15 protein-coding genes and 1 pseudogene are annotated in these 23,373 nt (G+C 42.2%); 3 read left to right on the top strand and 13 right to left on the bottom strand.

Annotation, left to right across the window (positions count from 1 at the left end; translation table 11 throughout):
* Positions 1–19 precede the first annotated feature (19 nt).
* Positions 20–1,888: an ATP-dependent zinc metalloprotease FtsH4 gene (ftsH4, locus tag RMZ42_RS05785; RefSeq protein WP_322670532.1), complete on the bottom strand. Its 1,869-nt coding sequence runs from the start codon at positions 1,886–1,888 to the stop codon at positions 20–22.
* 560 nt (positions 1,889–2,448) lie between these two features.
* Positions 2,449–3,531 (bottom strand): peptidoglycan-binding protein, encoded by a 1,083-nt coding sequence (locus RMZ42_RS05780; RefSeq protein WP_322670496.1) that lies wholly within the window; start codon positions 3,529–3,531, stop codon positions 2,449–2,451.
* A gap of 402 nt (positions 3,532–3,933) precedes the next feature.
* Here RMZ42_RS05780 and RMZ42_RS05775 point away from each other — a divergent pair, with 402 nt between their 5' ends.
* Positions 3,934–4,590, top strand: coding sequence for a class I SAM-dependent methyltransferase (locus tag RMZ42_RS05775; RefSeq protein ID WP_322670495.1), 657 nt, complete (start codon positions 3,934–3,936; stop codon positions 4,588–4,590).
* A gap of 59 nt (positions 4,591–4,649) precedes the next feature.
* Here RMZ42_RS05775 and RMZ42_RS05770 read toward each other — a convergent pair whose 3' ends face one another.
* On the bottom strand, positions 4,650–5,606 hold the full coding sequence (locus RMZ42_RS05770; RefSeq protein ID WP_322670494.1) for an aldo/keto reductase: 957 nt from the start codon (positions 5,604–5,606) through the stop codon (positions 4,650–4,652).
* 225 nt (positions 5,607–5,831) lie between these two features.
* On the opposite strand from RMZ42_RS05770, the gene RMZ42_RS05765 reads away from it, so the two are divergent.
* Positions 5,832–6,572 (top strand): SDR family oxidoreductase, encoded by a 741-nt coding sequence (locus tag RMZ42_RS05765; protein ID WP_322670493.1) that lies wholly within the window; start codon positions 5,832–5,834, stop codon positions 6,570–6,572.
* A gap of 159 nt (positions 6,573–6,731) precedes the next feature.
* On the opposite strand, the gene RMZ42_RS05760 is transcribed toward RMZ42_RS05765, so the two are convergent.
* From RMZ42_RS05760 to RMZ42_RS05750, 3 genes are all read right to left on the bottom strand, one after another.
* A complete protein-coding gene (locus tag RMZ42_RS05760) occupies positions 6,732–8,483 on the bottom strand; it encodes a serine/threonine-protein kinase (protein WP_322670492.1) in 1,752 nt (583 codons plus the stop codon).
* 373 nt (positions 8,484–8,856) lie between these two features.
* Positions 8,857–10,533: an alpha/beta hydrolase gene (locus RMZ42_RS05755; RefSeq protein ID WP_322670491.1), complete on the bottom strand. Its 1,677-nt coding sequence runs from the start codon at positions 10,531–10,533 to the stop codon at positions 8,857–8,859.
* Between the two features lie 357 nt (positions 10,534–10,890).
* Complete coding sequence (locus RMZ42_RS05750; RefSeq protein WP_322670490.1) at positions 10,891–11,385, bottom strand: quercetin 2,3-dioxygenase; 495 nt, start codon at positions 11,383–11,385, stop codon at positions 10,891–10,893.
* Between the two features lie 489 nt (positions 11,386–11,874).
* Between RMZ42_RS05750 and RMZ42_RS05745 the strand changes: the two genes are divergently transcribed.
* A complete protein-coding gene (locus RMZ42_RS05745; RefSeq protein ID WP_322670531.1) occupies positions 11,875–12,258 on the top strand; it encodes a GFA family protein in 384 nt (127 codons plus the stop codon).
* A gap of 198 nt (positions 12,259–12,456) precedes the next feature.
* Here the strand turns inward: RMZ42_RS05745 and RMZ42_RS05740 are convergent, their stop codons facing one another.
* From RMZ42_RS05740 to RMZ42_RS05710, 7 genes and pseudogenes are all read right to left on the bottom strand, one after another.
* Positions 12,457–12,876 carry a hypothetical protein gene (locus RMZ42_RS05740; RefSeq protein WP_322670489.1) on the bottom strand — a complete coding sequence of 140 codons (420 nt, stop codon included), beginning with the start codon at positions 12,874–12,876 and terminating at the stop codon, positions 12,457–12,459.
* A 75-nt stretch (positions 12,877–12,951) separates the two neighbouring features.
* Positions 12,952–14,505: a GTP-binding protein gene (locus RMZ42_RS05735; protein ID WP_322670488.1), complete on the bottom strand. Its 1,554-nt coding sequence runs from the start codon at positions 14,503–14,505 to the stop codon at positions 12,952–12,954.
* Between the two features lie 461 nt (positions 14,506–14,966).
* Positions 14,967–17,912, bottom strand: a complete 2,946-nt coding sequence (locus tag RMZ42_RS05730; protein WP_322670530.1) for an NHLP bacteriocin export ABC transporter permease/ATPase subunit — start codon at positions 17,910–17,912, stop codon at positions 14,967–14,969.
* A gap of 123 nt (positions 17,913–18,035) precedes the next feature.
* A pseudogene (locus RMZ42_RS05725) lies at positions 18,036–20,315 on the bottom strand (NHLP family bacteriocin export ABC transporter peptidase/permease/ATPase subunit); the annotation flags it as partial.
* A 255-nt stretch (positions 20,316–20,570) separates the two neighbouring features.
* Positions 20,571–20,762, bottom strand: coding sequence for a hypothetical protein (locus RMZ42_RS05720; RefSeq protein ID WP_322670487.1), 192 nt, complete (start codon positions 20,760–20,762; stop codon positions 20,571–20,573).
* Between the two features lie 155 nt (positions 20,763–20,917).
* Positions 20,918–22,357, bottom strand: coding sequence for an NHLP bacteriocin system secretion protein (locus RMZ42_RS05715; protein ID WP_322670486.1), 1,440 nt, complete (start codon positions 22,355–22,357; stop codon positions 20,918–20,920).
* Between the two features lie 682 nt (positions 22,358–23,039).
* Complete coding sequence (locus tag RMZ42_RS05710; RefSeq protein ID WP_322670485.1) at positions 23,040–23,297, bottom strand: hypothetical protein; 258 nt, start codon at positions 23,295–23,297, stop codon at positions 23,040–23,042.
* Between the last annotated feature and the right edge of the window lie 76 nt (positions 23,298–23,373).

Genomic DNA, 23,373 nt, shown 5'->3' with positions numbered 1-23,373 from the left:
AGACAAAGCCCATTACGAATTACGAATTAGCTACGGGTTTAACTTGACTCAACAAATCGTGCAGTTTTTCGCCTTCAATGACCTCTGTTTCTAAGAGCTGAGTAGCGATCGCTTCTAGCAAGTCTCGATTCTGTCTGAGAATCTCTAGGGCTTGTTCATGGGCTGTTTCCACGATTTCCTTGACTTCGATATCAATCGCTTTCGCTGTATCTTCACTTACCAATCTCCGAGGATTCGGCGCACCATTACCCAAAAATGCTGCTTGTTGTCCTTGTTGATAAGCTAATGGCCCTAAGACTTTGCTCATACCATAAGCTGTTACCATCCGTTCTGCCAAGTCAGTTGCTCGTTGCAAATCGTTGGAAGCACCTGTGGTAATACTGTTAAACACAACCTCTTCGGCGGAACGTCCACCCAACAAAGTTGCAATCTGACCCCGCAGTTCATCTTCATTCATCAAAAAGCGGTCTTCAGTTGGTAATTGCAGAGTGTAGCCCAAAGCTGCCATCCCACGAGGAATAATCGAAATCTTTTCTACACGACCGTTTCCGGTTGTGAGCGCCCCAACCATTGCGTGACCAACTTCATGGTATGCAACAATCTTTTTCTCAGTCTCGTTCATCACGCGACTCTTCTTCTCTAAACCGGCAACTACCCGCTCAATTGCTTCGGCAAAGTCTTCTTGAGCAACCTTTTCACGCAGATTGCGCGCTGCCAATAATGCGGCTTCGTTTACCAAGTTTGCCAAATCTGCGCCAGCAAAACCAGGGGTACGAGTAGCGATCGCTTTTAAATCTACATCATCTCCTAATTTGACCTTTTGAGCGTGAATCTTGAGAATTGCTTCACGGCCAGATAAATCGGGACGGTCTACCAACACTTGGCGGTCAAAGCGACCTGGACGCAGCAATGCCGGGTCTAGAGTTTCCGGGCGATTGGTCGCTGCTAGTACAATTACTGTTGCATCCCCAGCTGCAAACCCATCCATCTCAGTTAGTAATTGGTTGAGGGTTTGTTCGCGCTCGTCGTTACCACCGTAGAAGCCGTTACTGCTACGAGACTTACCGATCGCATCCAATTCATCAATGAATACAATACAGGGAGCTTGTTTTTTAGCCTGTTCAAACAAATCCCGCACTCTGGAAGAACCGACACCGACAAACAATTCGACAAACTCGGAACCAGAGATGCTGAAAAATGGAACTCCTGCTTCTCCTGCTACGGCTTTCGCTAAAAGTGTTTTACCAGTACCTGGAGGGCCAACTAACAACACACCTTTGGGAATCCTAGCGCCAATTTGCGTAAACCGTGCCGGAGTCTTCAGGAAATCCACAATTTCCACTAACTCAGTTTTTGCTTCTTCTACCCCAGCCACATCTGCAAAGGTGATTTTTGCGGATTCGCCTTCAACGTAAACCTTAGCTTTGCTCTTACCAATGGAAAGGGCACCTTGAGGGCCACCGCCACCAGCACCACGTGCAAGAAAGAACTGCCAAATCCCAATAAAAATCAGTGGTGGAATCACCCAACTTAACAGGGTTGTAAACCAAGTATTCTTAGGTGGCGGTGTAGCAGCAAACTCAACTCCCTTTTCTTCTAAGAGTTTGGGTAACTCCAAATCAAAGATGGGTGTAGTTGCAAACACCTGACCCGGCTCGGCATTTTCTGTTTTTATTTGGTAGAGGATCTGGTTTTGACCAACGGAAACGCGGTTGACTTCCCCTTCCTGTACTTGATGAATAAACAAGCTGTAAGGAACACCAGTCGGGCCAGAAGCAAATAAATTAGGCAAAAATAAATTTAAGAGCAAGAATAGCCCTGATACTGCCAGTAATATATTAGCGACGATCCGAAACCGAGGTGACTTAGGCTGTTCTTTAATTCCCATAAATGTTACCAATCCTGAAATAATGAAACTAACTTGAAAATTGTGTATGGGGCATTGGGCATTGGTTTTACCCATTCTCCTCTGTTTCTCATTTTCCTTAACGCTTTGAGAAACTTGATTAAAGACTGGTCAAAAATGCTGGTATATTCGCATCTGAGCATGTCTACGATGGGCTGTAAGGCTCATGATGCTCGTTAGCCCTTACATCTCTTTGGGAGAAGACTCGCTAACGATAAGGCAAAGTTATTCGGCTTGTCTGGGTCTTCAAGTATACTACTCTTTCTCATAATTTCTCCCATTTAGGAATGTTTACAGCATTTTTTTACTTATTTATGTAACTAAACTTAACAATTTAATTAATCTTTGTGAACTAACGAGCAAATACGGTTTACCGTACTCAAAAAATATGCAGAGATTGGGAGACGCAAATAGAAATCCCCCACTAAGAGTTATTTTGAAGCCTTTGTGGAGTTTTCCTTGTTCCAATCTGGAATTTTTATCAAGTCATTCTACTCTGAACTTTGGAACTGCGTTCTCCATATATGCGGTTCCTCTAGCCATTAATGTCCATCATGTGACCAGTGGGGGCGATCGCTAGATAATTTAATCACACCGTAAGAACGCCCAACCTGCCATAAAGTAGAATTTTCATAACTCGTTCGTGGCTGATTAATACTAACTGTCGTTCCACTAGCGTTTTTGATATTTAAGGTTCCTGACCAAGTAATTTCCCAATCAATTGCTAATCTTTGGGTATGACGAGAGGTAAGAACAGGTCGAAAAGCAATATTATAAGCAGCCACCATTTCTTTAGCAGCTTGGACAGAACCAGCATTGGTGTAATGTAGCCAATTAATATCTACATTAGGCATCGGTGGAACATCTTTGGCAGCAATTTCATTATTACTAATACGGAAAGCATAGTGCATTAAATAAGCTCGTTCTGAAGGGCGAAATACTGAAGATATATCGATATTAGCTCCGGCATTTTTTAAGGCTTGCTCAAAAGCTTGTACTTTTTGACGAAAGGGAGAAGCTAAATCATCAATTGAGTCGCTGTCTGGGAAAAAATTAACCCAGGCTTTTCCACTCAGTCGTTGTCTTAATTTTTTAGCGTATTCAGTTATGTTGTCTAAAGCCAACTCCAAATCAATGCCAAGCTTGGTTTTTGTTGTATTAGAAAGCTGTTGAGCTAACTCGGCTCGAAAATTGACGTCTCTGATTTTATAAGTTTCGGCTAGTCCTTTTGTACTGTTGGGGCCAAAGTCTCCATCAGCTACTAACGGCGGATTCAAACGACCGATCGCTGTTAAACTTTTTTGTAAATCTTTGACCTCATTTACTCCAAAGTTAAGATAGGTTAAGAATTTATTCCCGGCATCGGTGTAGATAGCAAAATAAATTGCAAAACCTTGCTCTAGCGCTTTTTTATAAGTAGCAGTATCGACAATTCCCGTTACTGTTAAAGCATTACTAGTCTGATAATCACGAGTTGCTTGGGCTGTAATATTCCCAAAATCCCCATCAACGGCAGCAATCGGGAAGTCATAATCTAAAAGAAATTTCTGCCAAGCAGTTACAATTGGCCCTTCGGATTTTTTTTGGAGAGTCGGAAGTTGCAAAGCTTGAAGTTTAAAGCTCATAGTTTTTCTTGGATGAAACAATTGTTTTGAGTTAATTTCTCTGTCACTATTCGTCGTATAATTTAAGTTACTACCGCTGCCAATTTGGTATCTCGTACTTCATGAGAGCGATTGGAGTTCAATAAACGCTGTTTTGCAAAACCCACTTTGGATTATAACATCCGCAGTTATATTAGCTTTTATCAGGCGATCGCCGATCATCGTATATATAAACGCCTCTATCCTTTTGTTCTTTCTGTGATATCTTACGGTTCCTGTGCTACACGTAATACGTTAATTAAATTCATCCTATCAGGTGAGTCTAATGGGTGAGGTACAACAAACACCAAGTATTGTACCTTGAGGCTATCAAATGGTTGTTTAGCACCCCAATTTCTCGGCTCAAAAATTAGGAAGTAGATAATGACTGTAAACCAAATTATTGGAGATTCAAAAAATAATATTTTTGCAAACCTTGGTAAACATTTTTTTGCCTGGATGATGGCTTCAAATAGTAGTAAATATGATAAAATAGTCAGCGATCGCAAACGTTCTCTTTTTGCTAATCTCCAAGGTAAAGTTTTAGAAATTGGCCCCAGAACAGGTGCTAACTTACGCTACTATCCTAAAGATATCCATTGGATAGGAATCGAGCCAAACTTACAGACGCATTCTTCTCTTCAAAAACAAGCAGAAAAACTGGGTTTAGATATCGACCTCCGCATTGGTAATGCCGAATGGTTAGATGCCGAAGATAACAGCATCGATACTGTTGTTAGTACATTATTTTTATGCTCTGTGCCGAATATAGATTATACATTGCAGGCAATTTTAAGAGTACTTAAACCAGGCGGACGCTTCTTATTTATTGAACGTGTCGCCGCACCTCAAGGAAGTTTATTGCGACAAGTACAAAACACAATTAGTCCAATTGGGAAAGCAATAGGTGATGGTTGTCATCCAGATAAAGAAATTTGGATAGCATTAGGAAAGGCTGGTTTTAGTAGCATCAATTATGAGCGATTTGATGCGCAATTGCCAATTGTTAGTCCTCATATTATCGGCGTAGCAACAAAATAAAAGTATGAATAAACCCCCGGCTTAAGTCGTGGGGTTTATCAGGTTTTCCAGCAGAGATTTTATGGATTCTCGCGCAGGAAAGTATCAATATCATTTAGTTCCTGCTGATTAAGACGAAATTCTCCAGCACCAATGATTCCTTCTACCTGCTTAGGATTGCGTCCGCCAACGATCGCCGCAGTCACCGCCGGATTATTTAAAGTCCAAGCGATCGCTACTTCACCTGGAGAGCGATCGTGTTGTTTACCAATGTGTTGCAACACTTCGACTAGCTTCAGGTTACGAGATAGACGTGGCTCCTGAAATTCATTACTGTTTTTGCGCCAATCATTATCTGGGAAATTAGCAACTCGCTCAGGTGTCATCTTTCCTGTAAGCAAACCAGATTGCATAGGTGAATAAACAATCACACCTATGTTATTTTCCTTACAAAAAGGCAGAATCTCCTTTTCGACATCCGGCTTCACCAGCGAATAAGGCGGTTGCAATGACGTAACTGGTGCAATCTCTTGGATACGTTTCAACTGTTCGACATTGAAATTAGAAACTCCGATATAACGAACCTTACCCTCATCCTTGAGCTTGGCCAAAGTTGTCCAGCCTTCTTCGATTTCTGAGTCAGGGTTGGGCCAGTGGATTTGATAAAGGTCGATGGTTTCAATGTCTAGTCGGCGCAGACTGGCTTCAACCTCCCGCCGCAAAGAATCCGCTTTCAGACTGCGAGCAATTTCGCCCTTTTCATCCCAGACCATTGAGCATTTCGTGAAAATGTAAGGGCGACTAGATCGACCTTTGAGCGCCTTAGCAACAACCTCTTCAGAATGCCCTAGACCATAAATAGCTGCGGTGTCAATCCAATTAACGCCGAGGTCAAGAGCGCGATCGATCGCTGCGATCGATTCTTGATCGTCTTGCTCTCCCCAGCCAAAAGCCCATTCACCGCCACCAATCGCCCAAGCACCAAAGCCGATTGGGGTAATGTTAAGCTCTGAATTGCCAAGCTGTTTGGTTTGCATATCTACCTTCTGCAAGAATTTTTGAGTCAATTGCTACTTTAAGCTGCAAATATTTTCTCAACAGCTATCTGAGGTGTGAATTAGTACTGGTGCAAATATGACAGGCGATCGCTACTTGTGTAGGATTACTAAATCTCAAATATTGTGTTGATACACACTACTTATACACTAAACTTGGTCAAAGATAGTAACCGTTGTCAGTGTTGATCAAAATAGAGAAGTAATATGTCAGAAGATTTAAAAGGTAAAGTTGCGCTGATCACAGGTGCAAATAAAGGTATTGGCTATGAGATTGCTCGTCAACTAGGTTCTAGAGGTGCTACTGTTCTTGTTGGTTCAAGAGATATAGGACGTGGTGAAGAAGCGGCGAATAAACTTCGTCTTAACCAGATCGATGCCCGAACAATTCAACTTGATGTGAGCAACCAAAAAACAATCGACTCTGCGGCTAAACAAATCGAGAGCGAATTTGAAAAACTTGATATTCTTGTGAACAATGCTGGAATAATAAGTGATGGCGATCGCCTTCCACCTAGCCAAGTTGATATTGAAACACTACGACATACTTATGAAACGAATGTATTTGGAGTGTTTGCAGTTACAAAAGCGTTGTTGCCATTTTTAAAGAAATCAAAAGCAGGGCGAATAGTGAATTTATCAAGTGGTTTAGGTTCTCTGACTCTGAACTCCGATCCCAATTACGAATTCGCTGATTTTAAGTTTCTTGCTTATAACTCATCCAAAACAGCAGTGAATGCAATCACAGTTTTATTAGCTGCCGAACTTAAAGATACCCCAATTAAAATCAATGCTGCCGATCCTGGTTTTACAGCAACTGACATTAATCAATACCAAGGGTATCGCACTGTTGAGCAGGGTGCGATCGCAGCAGTAAGACTTGCTACTCTACCTGATGATGGTTCTAGCGGAGGATTTTTTGATGAAAACGGTGTGGTTCCTTGGTAAAAACTAGAGGGCATTGGGCATGGGTTATTTCCCTTATTCCCTTATCTCATCGTACCTCTACGGGAAAGCAAGCTAAGTGCAGTGTCTGTTTGCAACGACATACTACGCAAACGTACAAAGTGTTACGAATTACGAATTACGAATTACGAATTACCAAACCTACCGAATATTAACCTCTTGCAAGTAATTTACTTCTTGAAGAGATTCAATCTTAGTAACTGACTTTTTCGGAACAAATAAATTTGTTCTTTTTGCAGAAGCTATCTTTTGATAGTCAGCTACCACGCGTTGTTTTTGAGTATACTCATTCAATTTGACTTGAGCTTGAGCATAAACTAAAGTATCTTGGGGAATATTTCGGAGAAATTTTACAGCTCGATCGAAATCACCAATAGATGCTTTTTTATAGGCTTTCTGTAAAAAGTAGGCTGCTCTGATCTGCCGTTTTCGATTATATTCAGCTAACTTGTCTTGAACTAAAGCCCCGGCACGACTTTCTTGAGGAATTTGACGTAGATATTGTAAGGCGGCAGAAAAATCTTTGTCAGCAGCTTTTTCGTAAGCTTTTGCTAATAAATCTTGCGTCTGTAATTCAATGTTGACAGATGCTTTTTGAACTATTTTATCTGTTTTAGATTGCCAATATGCAATCTTTGGAACTTTGGCAGCAGCATGAAGAACATCTGACCATCTGTTCTCTTGAAAAGCTAGTTGTGCTATTTCGTATTGCTGTGCAGCTACTTGCCATTGTTCTTGCCATTCTTCAATTGTGGCTTGCGCTTCTGGATAAACATTGCTGTGAGAAGGAATTGATTTAGCGAGTGCGATCGCTTCTTCCAAATCCCCTGCTTGATATTCTTTTGTTGCTTTATATAATGTATCTGTTTCTGAATATGCAGGTGCAGTATTAACTAAAGAATATACACCAAATCCCATCAATAAAGAATTAGCTGCCAGCCCTACTTTCATTCCTGTGAATAATGGGGATAATTTCCCAGACGCAGGATTTTTTGCTACTTCTAAGGAAAATTGAGAATCTTCCTCTAATGTTTCTGATGGCTGAGGTTCCCAGATTATTTGTTTGAGTACCCGCAACACTTCACCCGCAGACTGAAAGCGGTCTTGGTAATTGTAGCGGATCATTTGGCTGAGAACAGCAGCTAAATAATCGTTAACTGGCGTGTTTTGAGAACGCCAAAAAATTTCATTAGTAGAAGGATCGGTTTTTAATTGTAGTGGTTCTAGCCCTGTTAAAGCCTGGATAGCAATCATACCCAAAGCATAAATATCACTGTTGGGCTGTGTTTGACCAATAAATTGTTCTGGCGGTATATATCCCAATGAAGTGACGGGAATTCTATAAATGGGCAATTCTGCACCTATGCCAAAATCGATCGACTGGATTGAGCCAAAGTCAATCATAACTAACTTGTTATCAACAGTACGTCTAATCAAGTTTTCTGGCTTGATATCGCAATGGATAACGCCTTGAGAGTGAACAAATTCTAGAATACCTAAGACATCTATCAAAAAGTTTACAACTTCGCTCTCACTCCACAGACAGCCCCATTGGCTATCGATGGGCAATTCCGCAGTCAGCGCATGTCCTTCAATACACTCTTGCACTATATAAAATCGCTCGTTTTCTTCAAAACAGGCGATAAATTCAGGAATTTGGTCATGGCTTCCTAGAAGCTTGAGGGTTTGGGTTTCAGTCAGAAACAGTAACCTCAACATCTCCAAATAGCCAGATTCGGAACTGCTAACTTTAATCTGCTTAATAACGCATTTGGGATTCTCTGGATAATCTACATCTACAGCAATGTATGTTTGTCCAAACACCCCTGCACCGAGGCTTTGGACAACTTGGTAACGCCCTTGTAGTAATTTACCGATTATGTGGTGGGTCATGACCTGGTTACTCAGTAAGTCCTTTTATCTAGTTTTTCTGACATTCCCTTCTGTTTCCGGAATACTTTAGAAATAAATAACCAGAATTTTGACACTAAAATATAAGTTAATTTTTTTTAAGTATTTTTGCGTATAAAAAACATTTTTTTAGGAAAAAAATACTTCGCAAACAAAATGCCTTTGTTGGGTTGCGCTTTGCTTCACCCAACCTACAATTTTTCTTAACTTTTAAGTAAGTCGGTGCAATAAAACCAAACTGTGTGAAGGAAAGTAAATAAGCCTCAAACTCTTTCTCCCCCTGCCCCCTGCCTTATCCCAATAATTATTTACGCCGACCTACTTACCCTTTCCCCTTGACTTAGCAATTTCTTGTCTAATCTTGAGTTTTTTGTTGATATATTTGCGGCGCAAGAATCACTTGAATTTGCTTTTCGTAGCATTTTTGAGAAAAAACGCTAATTTGCTCGGACTCGCCTCCTTCAATTGACAAAGATTGCAAAAATCCTTGAAATCCTAAAAAAGCTAATTCATAGATAGCTTTTTGAGTAAAAGCACCTTCAAAATAGCCTGTGTGGGTATCAACACCTTGAGGATCTGTATTCTTAAAAGACTTCCGAATAAATGCCAAGGTGAGTAAAATATAATTACCAAAATTTATCGCTGGCTTTTGGATGGCAGAACTAACTATTCCGATCTGCTTCATCCGGTCATCTTTATAATCTGTACAGTCAAAATATGTAAATAAATCTGCGGGTTGTACCAAGTTTTCTGACATTTCAGTTATCTCTTCAAGTTTTCTATGTTCGCTACTAGAAGAACGAATTTCTAAATATTTATAAGGATTATCAAGGCTGTAACCTTTGCCATAGTCTTGTTTGTGTAAATTAACAACTCCATATCTGGGTGTATGACCCACTGAATCATTTTTATTGTTGAAATGTTTAACTGTTATATTACCAAGCCTGTACCCACTAATACGAGTTCGCGCTGGGAAACTAAAATAATTTGCGGCAGTAGAGGTAAATCGTAACGCTAGGTCGCCTTCATTACAAAATATATAAGCTTCTTCACAACGACGTAAAGAAGAACGAAGAAAATTAGCACGTCCTGGCAAGATACTTTCTACAGGGATATCAGGTGCAACTAGCACAAGTCTGCCTAATCGAAATACATTGCCAATATCCGAATTCGGTTTTTTATTAATAGATTTAATATCAAAAACATCAGAGAGAATCCGAATTACATCTGTTACTACAAAACACCCCATACTATGACTAATAAAAGACAATTTAATACGCTTATTTGGGGGAAGCTTTGCTGTATAATCCAACTGTCTGATCAATTCAACTAAATCTGTAGTTCCATAATTACTTGCTCTGTAAGTATCACGAAAATAAGTAGATATCCTGAGAATAATTAGTGTAAAGATAATTGAAGATACAATACCAGATAAAATTAACATTGCTGTGAAAAAGTGGACAGCACTATTACTCAAAATATTTAGGAATAATAAAGCTATGGCAGAGCATATACTAATTGTTAGTCCTAAAGCTAAATTAATAGCTAGTAAAGTTGGTAGAGAAGAAAGTGCGTTGATTAGCTTTTGTCTAAAGGAACCAGATTCATCCGTTTTTATAGGATTTTCTGATGGCCATCTGTATCCGATAAAAATATATTTATTTGGTTGTTCAATATGCGTATTAACATATTCATAAATCTTTTTACACCCCGTCTCTGTATCCGATGGTGTAGAACTATATCCATGAATATTTATAATTATTTCTGGGTCGGGGCTTGATTGCAAACTTTTAGAAATTTTCTCAATCATTTCTTGGGCTGAAGGTTCAGCTTTTCCATCATTGATATTAAAAAACTTTTTATTCGCAACTGATGAGAAATATCTATGAGAATTGTCTTCTTCTGTCTCAACGTTCAGTTTCGCAGTACTAACTACTAAATAACCAGGTATTTTTTCTTGATTATTTTTTTTAAATTCGTAAATTTTATACGGTTGATTGTCTGGCAGACTCTGATTATCAGGATAGGTCATTAGGTCTATTTCCTTTCACAATTTATATTCAGTATATCGCGATCGCTTTTTGGTGATATCGGGTCAGCCTGCTTAGATACTGAGTAAACTCAGTACTTATATGAGTTATCTATAAGCCAACTCTGACCCATACCATTACTGCTTGATGGTCATTAAAAGCTATAGCCTTATTCACCATAGCTTAAAGTTATTCAAGCGTGCCATTCAAGTATGAGCCAGCGTTGGATAGTCGGAAGTTTGTGGTAGTGTAATGAAACAAGGGGGGTTGATGCCTCACCTTGATATAAATTATACCGAATATCAGATTAACTAAATAATCCTTAAAGCCGAAAAAGTTTTGACTTCAAAGTTTTAGTTTTATGGAGAACTATCAGTTTCAGGAAGAACAATTTTAATTCCATATTTTGGAGCAGTTGCTAATATGCTGTCAATCAATTTTTGAGTTATAGGTAACGGTGGAACTGATGAATTCTCTACTTTAGTTCCGACTTGTGCAAAAAACTTTTCTATTCCACCTGGAGTAGCCAAAATCAGCATTTTAGCTGGTGCAGAACCAATATTTTTAAAACTATGGAGTTGACCTTTAGGAGAATGTAAGAAGGTTCCGGGAGTTGCTACAACTGTTTGTTCATCAAGATAAAACTCAATCGAACCTTCAAGAATGTAGAATGCTTCATCTTCTCGACTATGAATATGTGGCGGCGGGCCTAGTTGGGGTGCAAGTACTACTTCAAACAGTGCATACTTGCCATTAGTTTGTTCGCTCGTAGCTTTAAAGGTGGTTACATCGCCTGCTACTGAATAACTATCACCATCACCTAGTTGCGATAAGATCCCATGATTAATTGTCATTTTCATCATCTCCTAAGTTTTATGACAAACAGATTACCCTGCTTGCACAAATAATTAAAATACAGCCTAGCCATGATTCAAAAGCCCAGTAATTAAGCTCCAATGCGCTACCCACTATTGTTTTCCGAAAAGTAATTAGAATAATTATTTCATGCTAAAACTGATATTTACTGGAGGCTTCTATCTAAAGAATTAGTTGTTTTCTGCCTATGGGGTTGCCTAACAAGCACCAAAAAATCGCGCGTCGATTTGCTGCAAAATACTCCCCAATGTTGGACACGATTTGCGATAACACTATTCAATTGCATATTGCTTTCTCTTCCCTTTTTTGTATTTGCAGATAATCCATGAAATATTATTGTTAATTATGAATGGAACATCAATAGCGAACGGAGGCGGCAGATCGTGAACGACTGGAATTTACCCTGGGAAGGTGGATGCCGTTGCGGACAGATACGGTTTCAGGTAAGTGCCCCGCCTCTGCTGACGATGGCTTGCCACTGCACGGGTTGTCAGCGAATGACCGCTAGCGCTTTTTCTTTAAGCGTTGCGATTCCAAGCGTTGGGTTCTCAATACTGAAAGGCCAGCCGACCATCGGCGGTTTGCACGGCGCGACCCGCCATTACTTCTGCCCGCACTGCATGAGTTGGATGTTTACTCACCCGGAAGGAATAGATGAGTTCGTCAACCTTCGTGCGACGATGCTGGACGATGCGTCATGGTTCACGCCTTTCATTGAAACTTGGACGAGGGAAAAGCTGCTATGGGCGACGACCTCTGCGGTTCATAGTTTCGAGACCCTGCCCAATTACGAAGACTATGCTTTCTTGATAGAAGAATACGCCAAGCAAGCGTCGAAACCTGCACGATGACCTATGATATCATGTCCGGTGAAAGACTTATCATTAAGAACGCAGGGGAGCAGGGGGCACGGAGCAGGGGGAAATAGGGTTTTTTGGTTTTTGCACAGATGCAAGAATTATAACTAATTAGGCGAACATGATATCAGTCATCAACTCAAATGGTTGCATTCAGGTTTGGGGAATTTTAGCTACAAAAGTCAATAAACTTTAGTGTTGAACTGAAGCTTGCTTTAGCGGGGTTCCGTTCCAAGAGAAAGTAGGTTCCCCCTCGCAATAGCTCCATCTTGCTTCCCAGGGCATGGGAAAATTAGGAACCAGAAAGCGGATTGAAAATCTTCCCCAGGTGTTGCTCAACTTGCCTGACCCATCTTCTCGTGACGTATCACATTTGACATTGGAGTTACCAACCCAATAGCCATGATAAATTCCACGATTGCTCGTTACTCCAGCTAGCCCTTCAATGAAGATAGTTCCTCCTGGATAAGTCCATATAGCAGTTTTACCGCGATCGCTTTGATAGACCACCCTGCCGTAGCCGCTATTCCACACTTCATCTGCAAACGTAATTTTTGGCACAGCCGCCAAAACAAATACTGTACTGACAATTACTAGTTGCTGAAGCTTCATTGCACTCCTGATTTCTAGTGAGCGTATAACACTACACACAGATGATATCGCTTGTGGTCATAAAACTAACAATATTTAGCTATTGACTTCTTCATCATGTTCAACCACCTCAGATTTATCTTGTAATGGCTTCACTACCCGTGCGATCGCTTCCTGAATAAAAGCTTTAATAAATTCATCTCTGCGATTAATTTGAAACTGTTTCTGCACAACTTCTGTCATTCCACCATCACCCCAATCTTGGTCATGACGAAAATATTCAATGAAACTTTTACCGGCAATTCGCGTTAAATAAGCTGCTGTCACGCCTTGAATTGCTCTACCAACCAGAAAGGTGGCAACATTGAGTTGCAAGGCTGTAGATAATAATTGAATTGCTCCTTTGACAATGCCTAAACTAGCGATGGTTTTCGCTAAAGAAAGAGCTAATTCTCGTCCCCGTTCCATATTCAATTCACAGCCATACACTCTACCAATTTCCACAACCATTTGAGCGTTGACTGCGGCTGTGGCTAATAAATCTACAACTGGTATTGGCGTGACTGATACCACACCAGCACCAATCCATTGAAACCGTTCTACGATTTTGTCAGCTTGACGGCGACGCTGCCCATCGATGAGTTTTCGCGCTTCGTCTCCCAATCGCAGAGATTGCAAAAGAATATTATCTGCTACTAAATCTTCACCTTCAGCACGTAAAACAGCAGCCGTGCGCCGCAGCAAAGGAACAATATCCGGTTCCGGCTGGAAGGTTTCGCCAGTTTCTAGTTGTGCAGGTTGGGGATTAGCAGCGATCGCTACCACATCATTAGTAGCAATAAATCCCCGTACCCGTTGACGCAATCTCGCAAGGATGGATTCTTTATCTTCATCTGTATATAAATCAGTTTTGTTGAGAACTAAAAGCGATCGCTTGCCAATTTCTGCCAACCCCCGCAACGGCTCATATTCTGAGCGTCGTAAGTCATTATCTACCACAAACAACAGTAAATCTGCTTCTGTCGCCAGTTCTCGCGCCATTTGTTCCCGTTCCGTTCCCGCCACTCCTGCTTCTAAAATCCCTGGCGTATCTGTAATTAAAATCTTGCGTTCTAATCCCTTCAACCGCAAACAATAAGTTTCTCCAACCTGAGTTGTACCCATCGGTGCATCTACCTGACCGACCATGCGTCCCATAATCGCATTAACTAGAGAAGTTTTACCAGCACTCCCCGTACCAAATACCACTACTTGAATTTCACCCCGTGCTAAGTTCGCTTCAATCTCTCGCGATCGACTTAATAAAGCTTGACGTGTGACTTCATCTTGAATTTGCGCTACCTGTTGCCGCACAGCCTGGAGAGTTGTAGAAGCAGCGTCAGATTTAGCAGCCGGAATTTGTGCCGCAGTCGCTCGCTTCGGATTGCGACGCGATCGCTTTTCCCCCGATCTAATCACCAATACATAATAAACAAAAGCGGCAACCAAGGCTCCAATCAGGAGAATCAGCAGCAACAGCAGTAAATTGCCTAGCAACGGCGAATAGGATAATTGCCAATAGAGGCGTGAGAGGGAATCAATTAGCCATAGGGCTAGCCCCAAAATGACGATCAGACCGACAATCAGCGTTACTAGGCGTGACAGAGGCATGGCTGGGAAAAATTAGTGAATATTCAGTAGGCAGATGCTTCTAATCTTAATAGTTTCAGCATTTTTTACCAGAGTAGGAGATTTGCAAAGAATAAATTACTCAAAAAAATTACGAGAGCAAGCTTAAATAGGAGCGAAGTTAATTCAGTTATTTACTATCTTCCCAATACACAGTTATATCAAGTCCGCCAAATTACCCATAATAAAAGAACCCCACCCCCAGCCCCTCCCCGCTTTTCGGGAGGGGAGACAAAGCACAGCTTTGGCGGGGTGGGGTTCTTCGGGTTTAATAAGCAATCAAGCGGACATGATATTATATCAAGTCCGGGTAATTAGTTATGATTTCCACAGTCATTGCACCCCACCCCCAGCCCCTCCCCGCTTTTCGGGAGGGGAGACAAAGCACAGCTTTGGCGGGGTGGGGTTCTTCGGGTTTAATAAGCAATCAAGCGGACATGATATTAAAGCAACTGTTGCATCATCAGTTGTGCAAATAGCCCTGATTGATTTGCTAGTTCAACAAAACTACCCTGCTGCACTACTTTGCCATTTGCAAGTACGTAAATTCGGTCAGCGTTTTGAATAGTACTGAGGCGATGAGCGATCGCAACCCTAGTTACCTTTAATTGTTGTAAACTTTCACTGACAATTGCCTGGGTTCTGTTATCTAAAGCGCTAGTCGCTTCATCGAATAGCAAAATCCGGGGTTTCAACACCAACGCCCTAGCAATCAACAACCGTTGTCGTTGTCCACCAGAAAGATTACTACCTCCCTCACTGACGATTGTATGCATCTGCATCGGCATTGCTGCAAGATCATCTGCAAAACCTGCCATCTGGGCTGCTGCCCAAGCTTCGTCCATCGTCACCAAAGCACCACTGGCAATATTCTCGAAAATAGAGGCTGACATCAACCGACTATTTTGCAGTACCACACCCAATTGACGGCGTACAGCATGGACATCCAAAGAAGTTAAGTCTTGCCCGTCGTAGTAAATCGTGCCAGATTTGGCAAATTCAAACCCCAAAAGTAACCTCAATAAAGTTGATTTGCCGCTGCCAGAAGGCCCAACAATGGCAATAAATTCTCCTGGTTCAGCACGAATGTTGACATTATCCAGCGTCAAGGGGCCATCATCGCGATAGCGGAAAGTTACCCGATCTACGACTAATTTGCCCGATAACCTACCCGGATCTGCTTGAGCAGAACTAATTTCCGGTTCAGCTTGCAAAATTGGTTGGGCCCGTTGCCACAAGGGTAAAACTTGCAAAACTTCCACAACTGTGCTGCTTAAGCTAGTGGCTCCGTTAATAAACGTGCCAAAAGCAACGTTGAATGCTAAGAAAGTGCCAGTGGATAAACCACCTCCAGGAGTTTGGGATTGCCCAATTAAGCTAGTAGCAAACCAGAAGAGGGCAGCAGTGGTTAACACAGGTAATACTTGATTGATGACGGCGAGGCTATCTTCAATGCCTTGGGTACTCAGCATTAATTTCAGTTGATGCGTATACTGTTTACCCCAGTAGGCAAAGGCGCGGGTTTCAGCTTTGGCGATTCGGAGTTTGGCAACTCCATTAATTAACTGCACCATTACGCCAAAGATTTGTCCTTGTAGCTCTAGTAATGGGCGAACTTTACGGACAATAAGACTACCAGAGATGATAGTGACGGCAATATTTACCAGTGCCACTGCACAAGCTATGAGAGCTAAGGAAACATTGTAGTAAAATAACAATCCCAGATTCAATAAGGAAAACAAACTGGAGAAGATTGTTTTTAAGACTGTGTTACCCAGTCGCTGGCGAATTTGAGTAATAGCCGTGACTCTAGAATCCAAGTCACCAACTGAGTAAGAGCGAAAAAAGGAAACCTTCAAGTTTAACAATCGATCCCAGACTGCGGCTTGGGTGGAGGAATCGGCAAAAGTTTCCAGCCTAATGGTGGCAAACCCAAGGGCTAGTTGAAACAGCGTTCCGCCAAAGGCAGCAGCCACCAAACCAACAGCAATTTGGCTCAACAAGCCTCGATCGGCATCTGGGATTGCTTTGTCGATTAGGATAGCCGTAGCTTGAGGTGTCAGCATTCCTAACAGACTGATGGTAATTCCCATTACTAAAACTATAATTAGTTCTTTGTAATGTCCTTGGAGGGCAAACTGAAGTAAATCAAAAGTTTTCAGTTTTTTATCAGGTAAAGGTCGATAGAATGCGTAGGCAGTCTTAGCTAGGGCTGCTGCTATGTTGGCATCGACAGAGATAGGTGTTCGTTCTCCAGGAACGTAGAGTTTGTAATGTGTATCAGACACTGGTAATAGTGCCACTGGTAGTTTATCGACAAGCGTAAATGCCAACATCGCCCCGCAATCCTTTTGCCACCAGTTGTCCCGCAACTGAATTCGTCGCAAGCGGATACGCGAAGCACGGGCGATCGCTTCTACAGGATCTTGCACTCGATTAGAATCTTCTGAGGCAGCTGGCGGACGAATCTTAATTCCTAATGCTCGTCCTACAGCACCAGCAGCAATTAGTAAGGCTTGATTTGGGTCAGTTGCATCAAGATTACTACTGAATCCTATATTATTTAGTCTGTCTGACTTTGGCTGTGGCAATACAGATGCTAATTCTGCTAACGTCTCTTGCATCACTTGGCTCTCAAGACGTTCTCTGGCTTGAAATCTCAGTAATTCTGCATCCATCTCTTGCCGTTGCAGCAGGTTAATGCAGTGAAGGAAGTAAGTTTGTAGTTGGGACAAACCACCTAACAAGGAATCGATATCTTCTATGTCTGCGGTGTTAACACTTTTCAACTCCATAGTGTTATCTGCTTGCAACCAGATATTTTCAGCCAAAGGCAACATTCCAGAGGCAGAAGTTAACGGCAGTTCTGCAAACCCCATCCATCTAGCGCGCCCTTGGATAATTTGCACCCACGATATTTGATGCGGCTGGAAGATTTGGTCTTCGACTAAAGAGAACTGGCGGATTTTTGGCAGCGATGTTGGTATCGTTGGCGTAGCGATCCCAGCAAGTACCGAACCTAATTGATAAATCCAGCGTTCTATCAGAGTTACTACTTCTCTATTAGCGTCAGCAAACAACTGGTTAAAGTCTGCTTTCGATACTTTGAGAATTTCTGTCTCCTCAAGCGATACTGCTAAAACCTCTTGCTGCTTACCCTTTAAACTTGGTGCGATCGCAAACATCGCCTGTCCGGCTGTGCTACTAAATAAATAGCGACGAGTGCCTTCGGGAATGCCATCATTAACTGCGATCGCAAATAGCGCCAAGTAACCAGATTTTACTAGCCAAATTGTCTCCGGGTCATCTAGCAGTAGCGATTCATTGCATTGAAAACGATAGTGTTGTCCTTTGAGATTTGCAAACGATAAGAGGGATGAGGAAGACAAGGAAGTAATTTCTTCCCCTACTCCCCTGCTCCCCTGCCTCCCCTGCTCCCCTGCTCCCCTGCTCCCCTGCCTCCCCTGCTCCCCTGCTCCCCTGCTCCCCTGCTCCCCCGCCTCTTCTGTTTCTTCACTACGAATCAATTGTAAATACGGCCCTTCAACTTGCTGCAATTGTGCATGGCTTCCCCGTTGGACTATCTTGCCGCGATCGAGGACAATAATTTCATCGCAATCTCGGATAGTCGAGAGTCGATGCGCCACGATGATACAAGTGCAACCGCGCAACCGCAGATTACGACTGACGTTCTTTTCTGTTTCGGCATCCAGGGCGCTGGTGGCTTCATCCATAATCAGGATACTGGGATTATTCACCAAAGCACGGGCAATTTCAAGCCGTTGTCGCTGACCACCACTCAAATTAGTAGCACCTTCCAAAAGGTCAGCATGATAGCCTCCAGGTAGTGAAAGGATGACATCGTGAAGCGCTGCGTCTTGACAAGCTCGGACGAGATGACTCTCAGGTATGGTAGTATCCCAAAGCGTCAAGTTGTCTCTGACGCTGCCAGCAAATAACAAAATCTCTTGCTCGACGACAGAAATAGAATTGGCTAGTATCTGGCGAGAAATTTGCTCTCTGGGTTTGCCGTCGAATCGAATTTCTCCCTGCCACGGTTCGTACAGCCCACATAAAAGTTTGGCAACAGTAGACTTACCAGAACCACTCCCACCCACCAAGGCAACTCGCTGCCCTGGCTGGAGCAAAAGATTAAAATTTTCAATCAACGGCGGGGCAATTTGGCTATAGCCAAATGTCACATTGCATAATTCAACATACCCCTGGAGTTTGGGCAGAGTGTAAGGAGATAAGAGAGACAAAGACGACAAGGAAATATTTTCTTCCCCTGCTTCCCCTGCTTCCCCTGCTCCCCCTGCCCCCCTGCCCCCCTGCTCCCCTGCTCCCCTGCCTCTTTCCTGCAACTGCCGGTCAATGGGGTTACGTAAGACATCATCAAGGCGAGTCAGATTACCTTCCATCTCTTGGAGTTCGCTTCCCAGGCTGATGAGATTACTTACTGGGGCGAAAAATCTTTGCATCATGCCGAGAAAAGCTATTAACATACCGATGCTCAAGGCTCCATCCATGACTCGCAAACCGCCTACAGCTAAAAGCAGCATAGAAGCGATCGCTGACAGAAAAGATGGTAAAACACCTATTGTCTGGTTTGTTTCCTCTAATTCCTGCTGGGTGTTGATGGCTTTGGCATAGTGACCCGCCCAGCGAGAGAAGAAATCTGACTCTAACCCAGATGCTTTTAGCGTCTCCATACTCTGAAGACCAGAAATTTCTACGCCGCGAACTTTTCCCTGTTCTTGGATGAGTTTGATATTGGCATCTGTGCGCCGCCGTCTCACCCACTGTAAGGCGGCAAGGTTGATCGCGACAAAGGCGATCGCAATTAAAGTTAGTACAACATCATATTGCAGCATCACTACTACATATATAAATACTGATACTGTTGCGATCGCTGTAGTCGCTAATTCACCCGAAAGCATATTAGCGATGCTGTCGTTGAGTTCCATACGGCTACTGATTTCCCCAGCATACCGTTGATCGTAAAAACTCATGGGTAGGCGTAAAATGTGCCAGAGATACCGACTTTCCATACCCACGGACAACTTAATTTTCATTTGACGCAAAAACTGCAACTGTAGCAGCGTCAAAAATCCACTGAGTCCGGCTGTGAAGATCATGCCTAAAATTAAGGGACGTAACCACTCATACCGATGCTCAATCAATACATTGTCTACAAATACCTGGGAAAATGCAGGTAGCGCCAGTCCCGGAATTACTAACAAAAATCCTGCCAGCACGCAGTAAAGTAATGCGCCAATGGAGCCTCGCAACCGCGACCACAAAGCTAAGATTGTACTAGGCTTGCGTCCTTTGCGTTGAAACTCTAAACCAGGCTCTAGAACTAGCACCACACCCGTGTAAGCGCCACTGAATTCTTCCAAGGAGACGATGCGCCGTCCAGTAGCAGGGTCATTGAGATAAACTCGCTGTTTGGTGATTCCTTCTACTACTAAAAAATGGTTAAAGTTCCAAAATACAATGTAGGGAAATTTTAACTGCGACAAGCCAGCTAAGTTGGTTTTAAAGCTTTTAGCGTTGAGTCGATAATTTCTGGCAGCCTTCAAGATATTTAAGGCACTAACTCCATCCCGCGAGACACCGCACGCTTGCCTCAGTTCTGTGAGTGGGACAATGCGATTGTAATAACCGAGAATAATTCCCAAAGCAGCAGCGCCGCATTCTACTACCTCCATTTGCAGCAGAGTAGGAGTATGACACCGCTTGTTTTTTGGCAAGCGCCCTAATATATTTTGCAGATTTTGCCAGAACATAAAAATATTTTTTAAAACTTGGATTTTGGCTTAATTTAAGCGTTTAAACATAAATTTTTAGCTATTTTTCAACATGACTAAAATTGCTGTATTACACTACTTTTCCCTTCGGAAGTCTTGATTGTATTGATGAAGCCAAATTAATAGACCTCTTGCAAAAATCCTTGAATCACCCCTCCCCGTATGTATTGGGGAGGGAGCAAGACTTCAAGTTTCCCCCCTTTATAAGGGGGGATTAAGGGGGGTCGATTCGACTTATGCAAGAGGTCTAATAAGCAAAAAGGCATATTGCTTTCTCATTTTGCTTAAATGCTTTCTCATTTGGGTAGATTTAGCAAGCAAAAAGGCATATTGCTTTCTCATTTTGCTTAAATGCTTTCTCATTTGAGTAGATTCAGCAAGCAAAAAGGCATATTGCTTTCTCATTTCAGTAGATCGCGTATTCATTTTAGTGTTTTCCGCAAATAATTAGATACATTGTTTTCTCCGTACCCCAAAAGGCATTCTTATTTAAGTAATTTCCGCACTCTAGTACAGCCTCAAGGTTGATTCGCTGGGTAAAATTTTTAATAATTTCTTCCTCATTCCTCTTATCGCCAATATCACGAAATGCCACTCCAGGATCTCAGAATCGGCAGGACAAAAGTAATTGGGGCGCGTTCTTCCACAGTGACTTGTACTGAAGTGGTAGTTCCAGAAGTGACTTTCATCTGTGGCCCTTGGGAAGAAGACCATTTGTAGGCGCTGAAGGTCGAATTGTCTGGTTGCAGTCGTGCAGTAATTAGCATCTGTGGCCCTTGTGACATCAAAGCTTCCACGAATTCGGAATTGCCGACTACACTTAATGCACCTTCTTTAGTCACGGGAAAGGCTGAGACTTCTGTGACAGCACCGATGATGCCACCAAAGCGTTCGCGTTGCACTGTGCTAGGTGTGACTTGTAACTTCATCCCTGGTTGAATTTGCTTACCATTACCAACGGGAAAAAATGCCACACTCACAGGTTGAGCCGATCGCTTTTGTGCAGCGATCGCTCCTATGGGTGTACCCTGTAAAACAACCTGTCCGGGACTTGCGGAGATTTCTAAAATTCGTCCAGAGTAACTGCTCTTGACTAAGCTGTTGCTTGATAGTTGCAGTGCTAATTGAACAATATTTCGCTGGACTTCCTGGATTTCTTTTTTGCGGTTGGTTACAGTTTCTAAGTCTTGTTGCGCCGCAGTCGCTTCTTTGCTATCTAGTTGTTTTAATTGCGCTTCCAAATCTTTAATTGAGTTCAAATTCTCTAGGTATTGTCGTTGAGCATCTGCTTCCTTGACATCCAGTTGCTTGAGTTGCGATTCGGCTTCATTAATTTGTGTCACAGCATTTAAGTAGTCTTGCTGCGACTGTAAGACTGTATCGCCAGAAATTGCTCCCTCCTTCAATAGCTGCTGGCGGTTTGTCAATCTCTGTTTGAAGGTAGGTAAGAGATCCCGCAGTGCTTGTAAGCTTTGGGTTTGATTGGCGCGATCGCGTTGAATCGAATTTAGCCCTTTCTCTTTTAAAATCGGGGTGAGTTTCTGTACCGCCTGGAGGTTTTGCTGCAAAGATTGGCGTTGCTGTTTAATCGCTTCTTTGTCTGCCTTTTGCCGCTGTCCTTGCACTAAGTTAGCAGCGCTATCTTCTGTTTGTAGTTGCCCTAATTTAGAGCGTACTAATTGTAGCTGTTTCATCAGTTCGCTTTGGTCTAGCGTCGCCAGCACATCTCCTCTATTTACATAGTCGCCAACCCGGACATTGATTGTTCGCAATTTACCTGCGATCGGTGACTGGAATGAAGTAATTGTACTGGGATAGACTATTATTCCAGTACCCGTCACCGTAATTGGGATTCGACCTAAAAAACTCCAAGTCAGCCCCGCTGCCACCAACGAACCAACAGCAACTAGAGGTAGCCACTTTTTCGGGCTGACTACCTGCATAATTTGATCTAGTTCTTCCGGCGAAGAAGCACGCTCTAAAGCTTCTTTGCGGAATAAGTCGCTTTTTTGATTAATCACTATAAATCATCCCAATTTGCATTGCATTCAGAAGGAATTGGGTATTAGGCTGACAATTGAATAAAAAATTACCTTCTATCTTTAGCGGAAGGCGGATATGTTTTGTTTGCTTTGGCATACTAATAATTCAGATGCAAAAATCAACCTACCATCTGATGAAAGGTCGAAAGCTGAGAAAATCAAATTTTTTATTTTTAAATTTTGCGATTTTGCGTAGACGAAGAGTAACTTTTGTTAAAGTAACGATTTTGAAATCTTTATATGAAAACATTGACGGGTGGGTAAGAAGTAAAGGATAATAATGATTGGTCGCTTACCTTTTGACCTTTCGTTGTTATCCGGCTTACACCCGCCAATGTTTGTGTAACGTTGTAAAGGGTTGTGATGCCAATAATAGCCAGACCACTATGTTATAAGATGTCTGTAGCTTATTCGTAAGGGTCGTTTGTAGTCCTTTGTCAGTTGTTCGTAGCAATTGGCAAAGGATTACTGTTTAATAACTGTCCTAACGAAATAATGCATAGCTTTCATGCTTACTAGCTTAGTGCTGTTTTGATTTGTAACGATGATACAAATCATGATATAGAAATTTTTGGCAATACAAACACTGTTAAAGTGACTTTTGGTTGAGGTGGTAACTCAACATGAGCGTGCTATGGAGATAACGTAGTACCTATTAGTACTAGAAGCGCACGCGGTCTCTGCTATTATCAATCCCTTGATTTGATTTTTGAATAACCTTAGCATCTCCTCCACCAATTGCTATTGCAACACCAACTTGATTGGATACTTGTACGTTTCCACCTTTGGCTTTAACGTTAATTTTAGCCTTGGTATCGATATCTACACCTCCGCGTCCTCCGACAATTTCACTGATTTCTTCATCAGTTAACTCGGTCATGACTGCGAGTGTTTCTTGTTCAAATGTTACAACTGACATCAAAATTCCTTCCTTGTACAAAATGGTTTTGGAATAGTGAAATAGTAACTCAACATGAGCCTACTATGGAGATAAC

Source organism: Nostoc sp. DedQUE05, from assembly GCF_034530955.1.
Lineage (GTDB): Bacteria > Cyanobacteriota > Cyanobacteriia > Cyanobacteriales > Nostocaceae > Nostoc.
The sequence above is the reverse complement of the archived record's forward strand: the minus strand, read 5'-3'. Positions and strand labels throughout refer to the sequence as shown.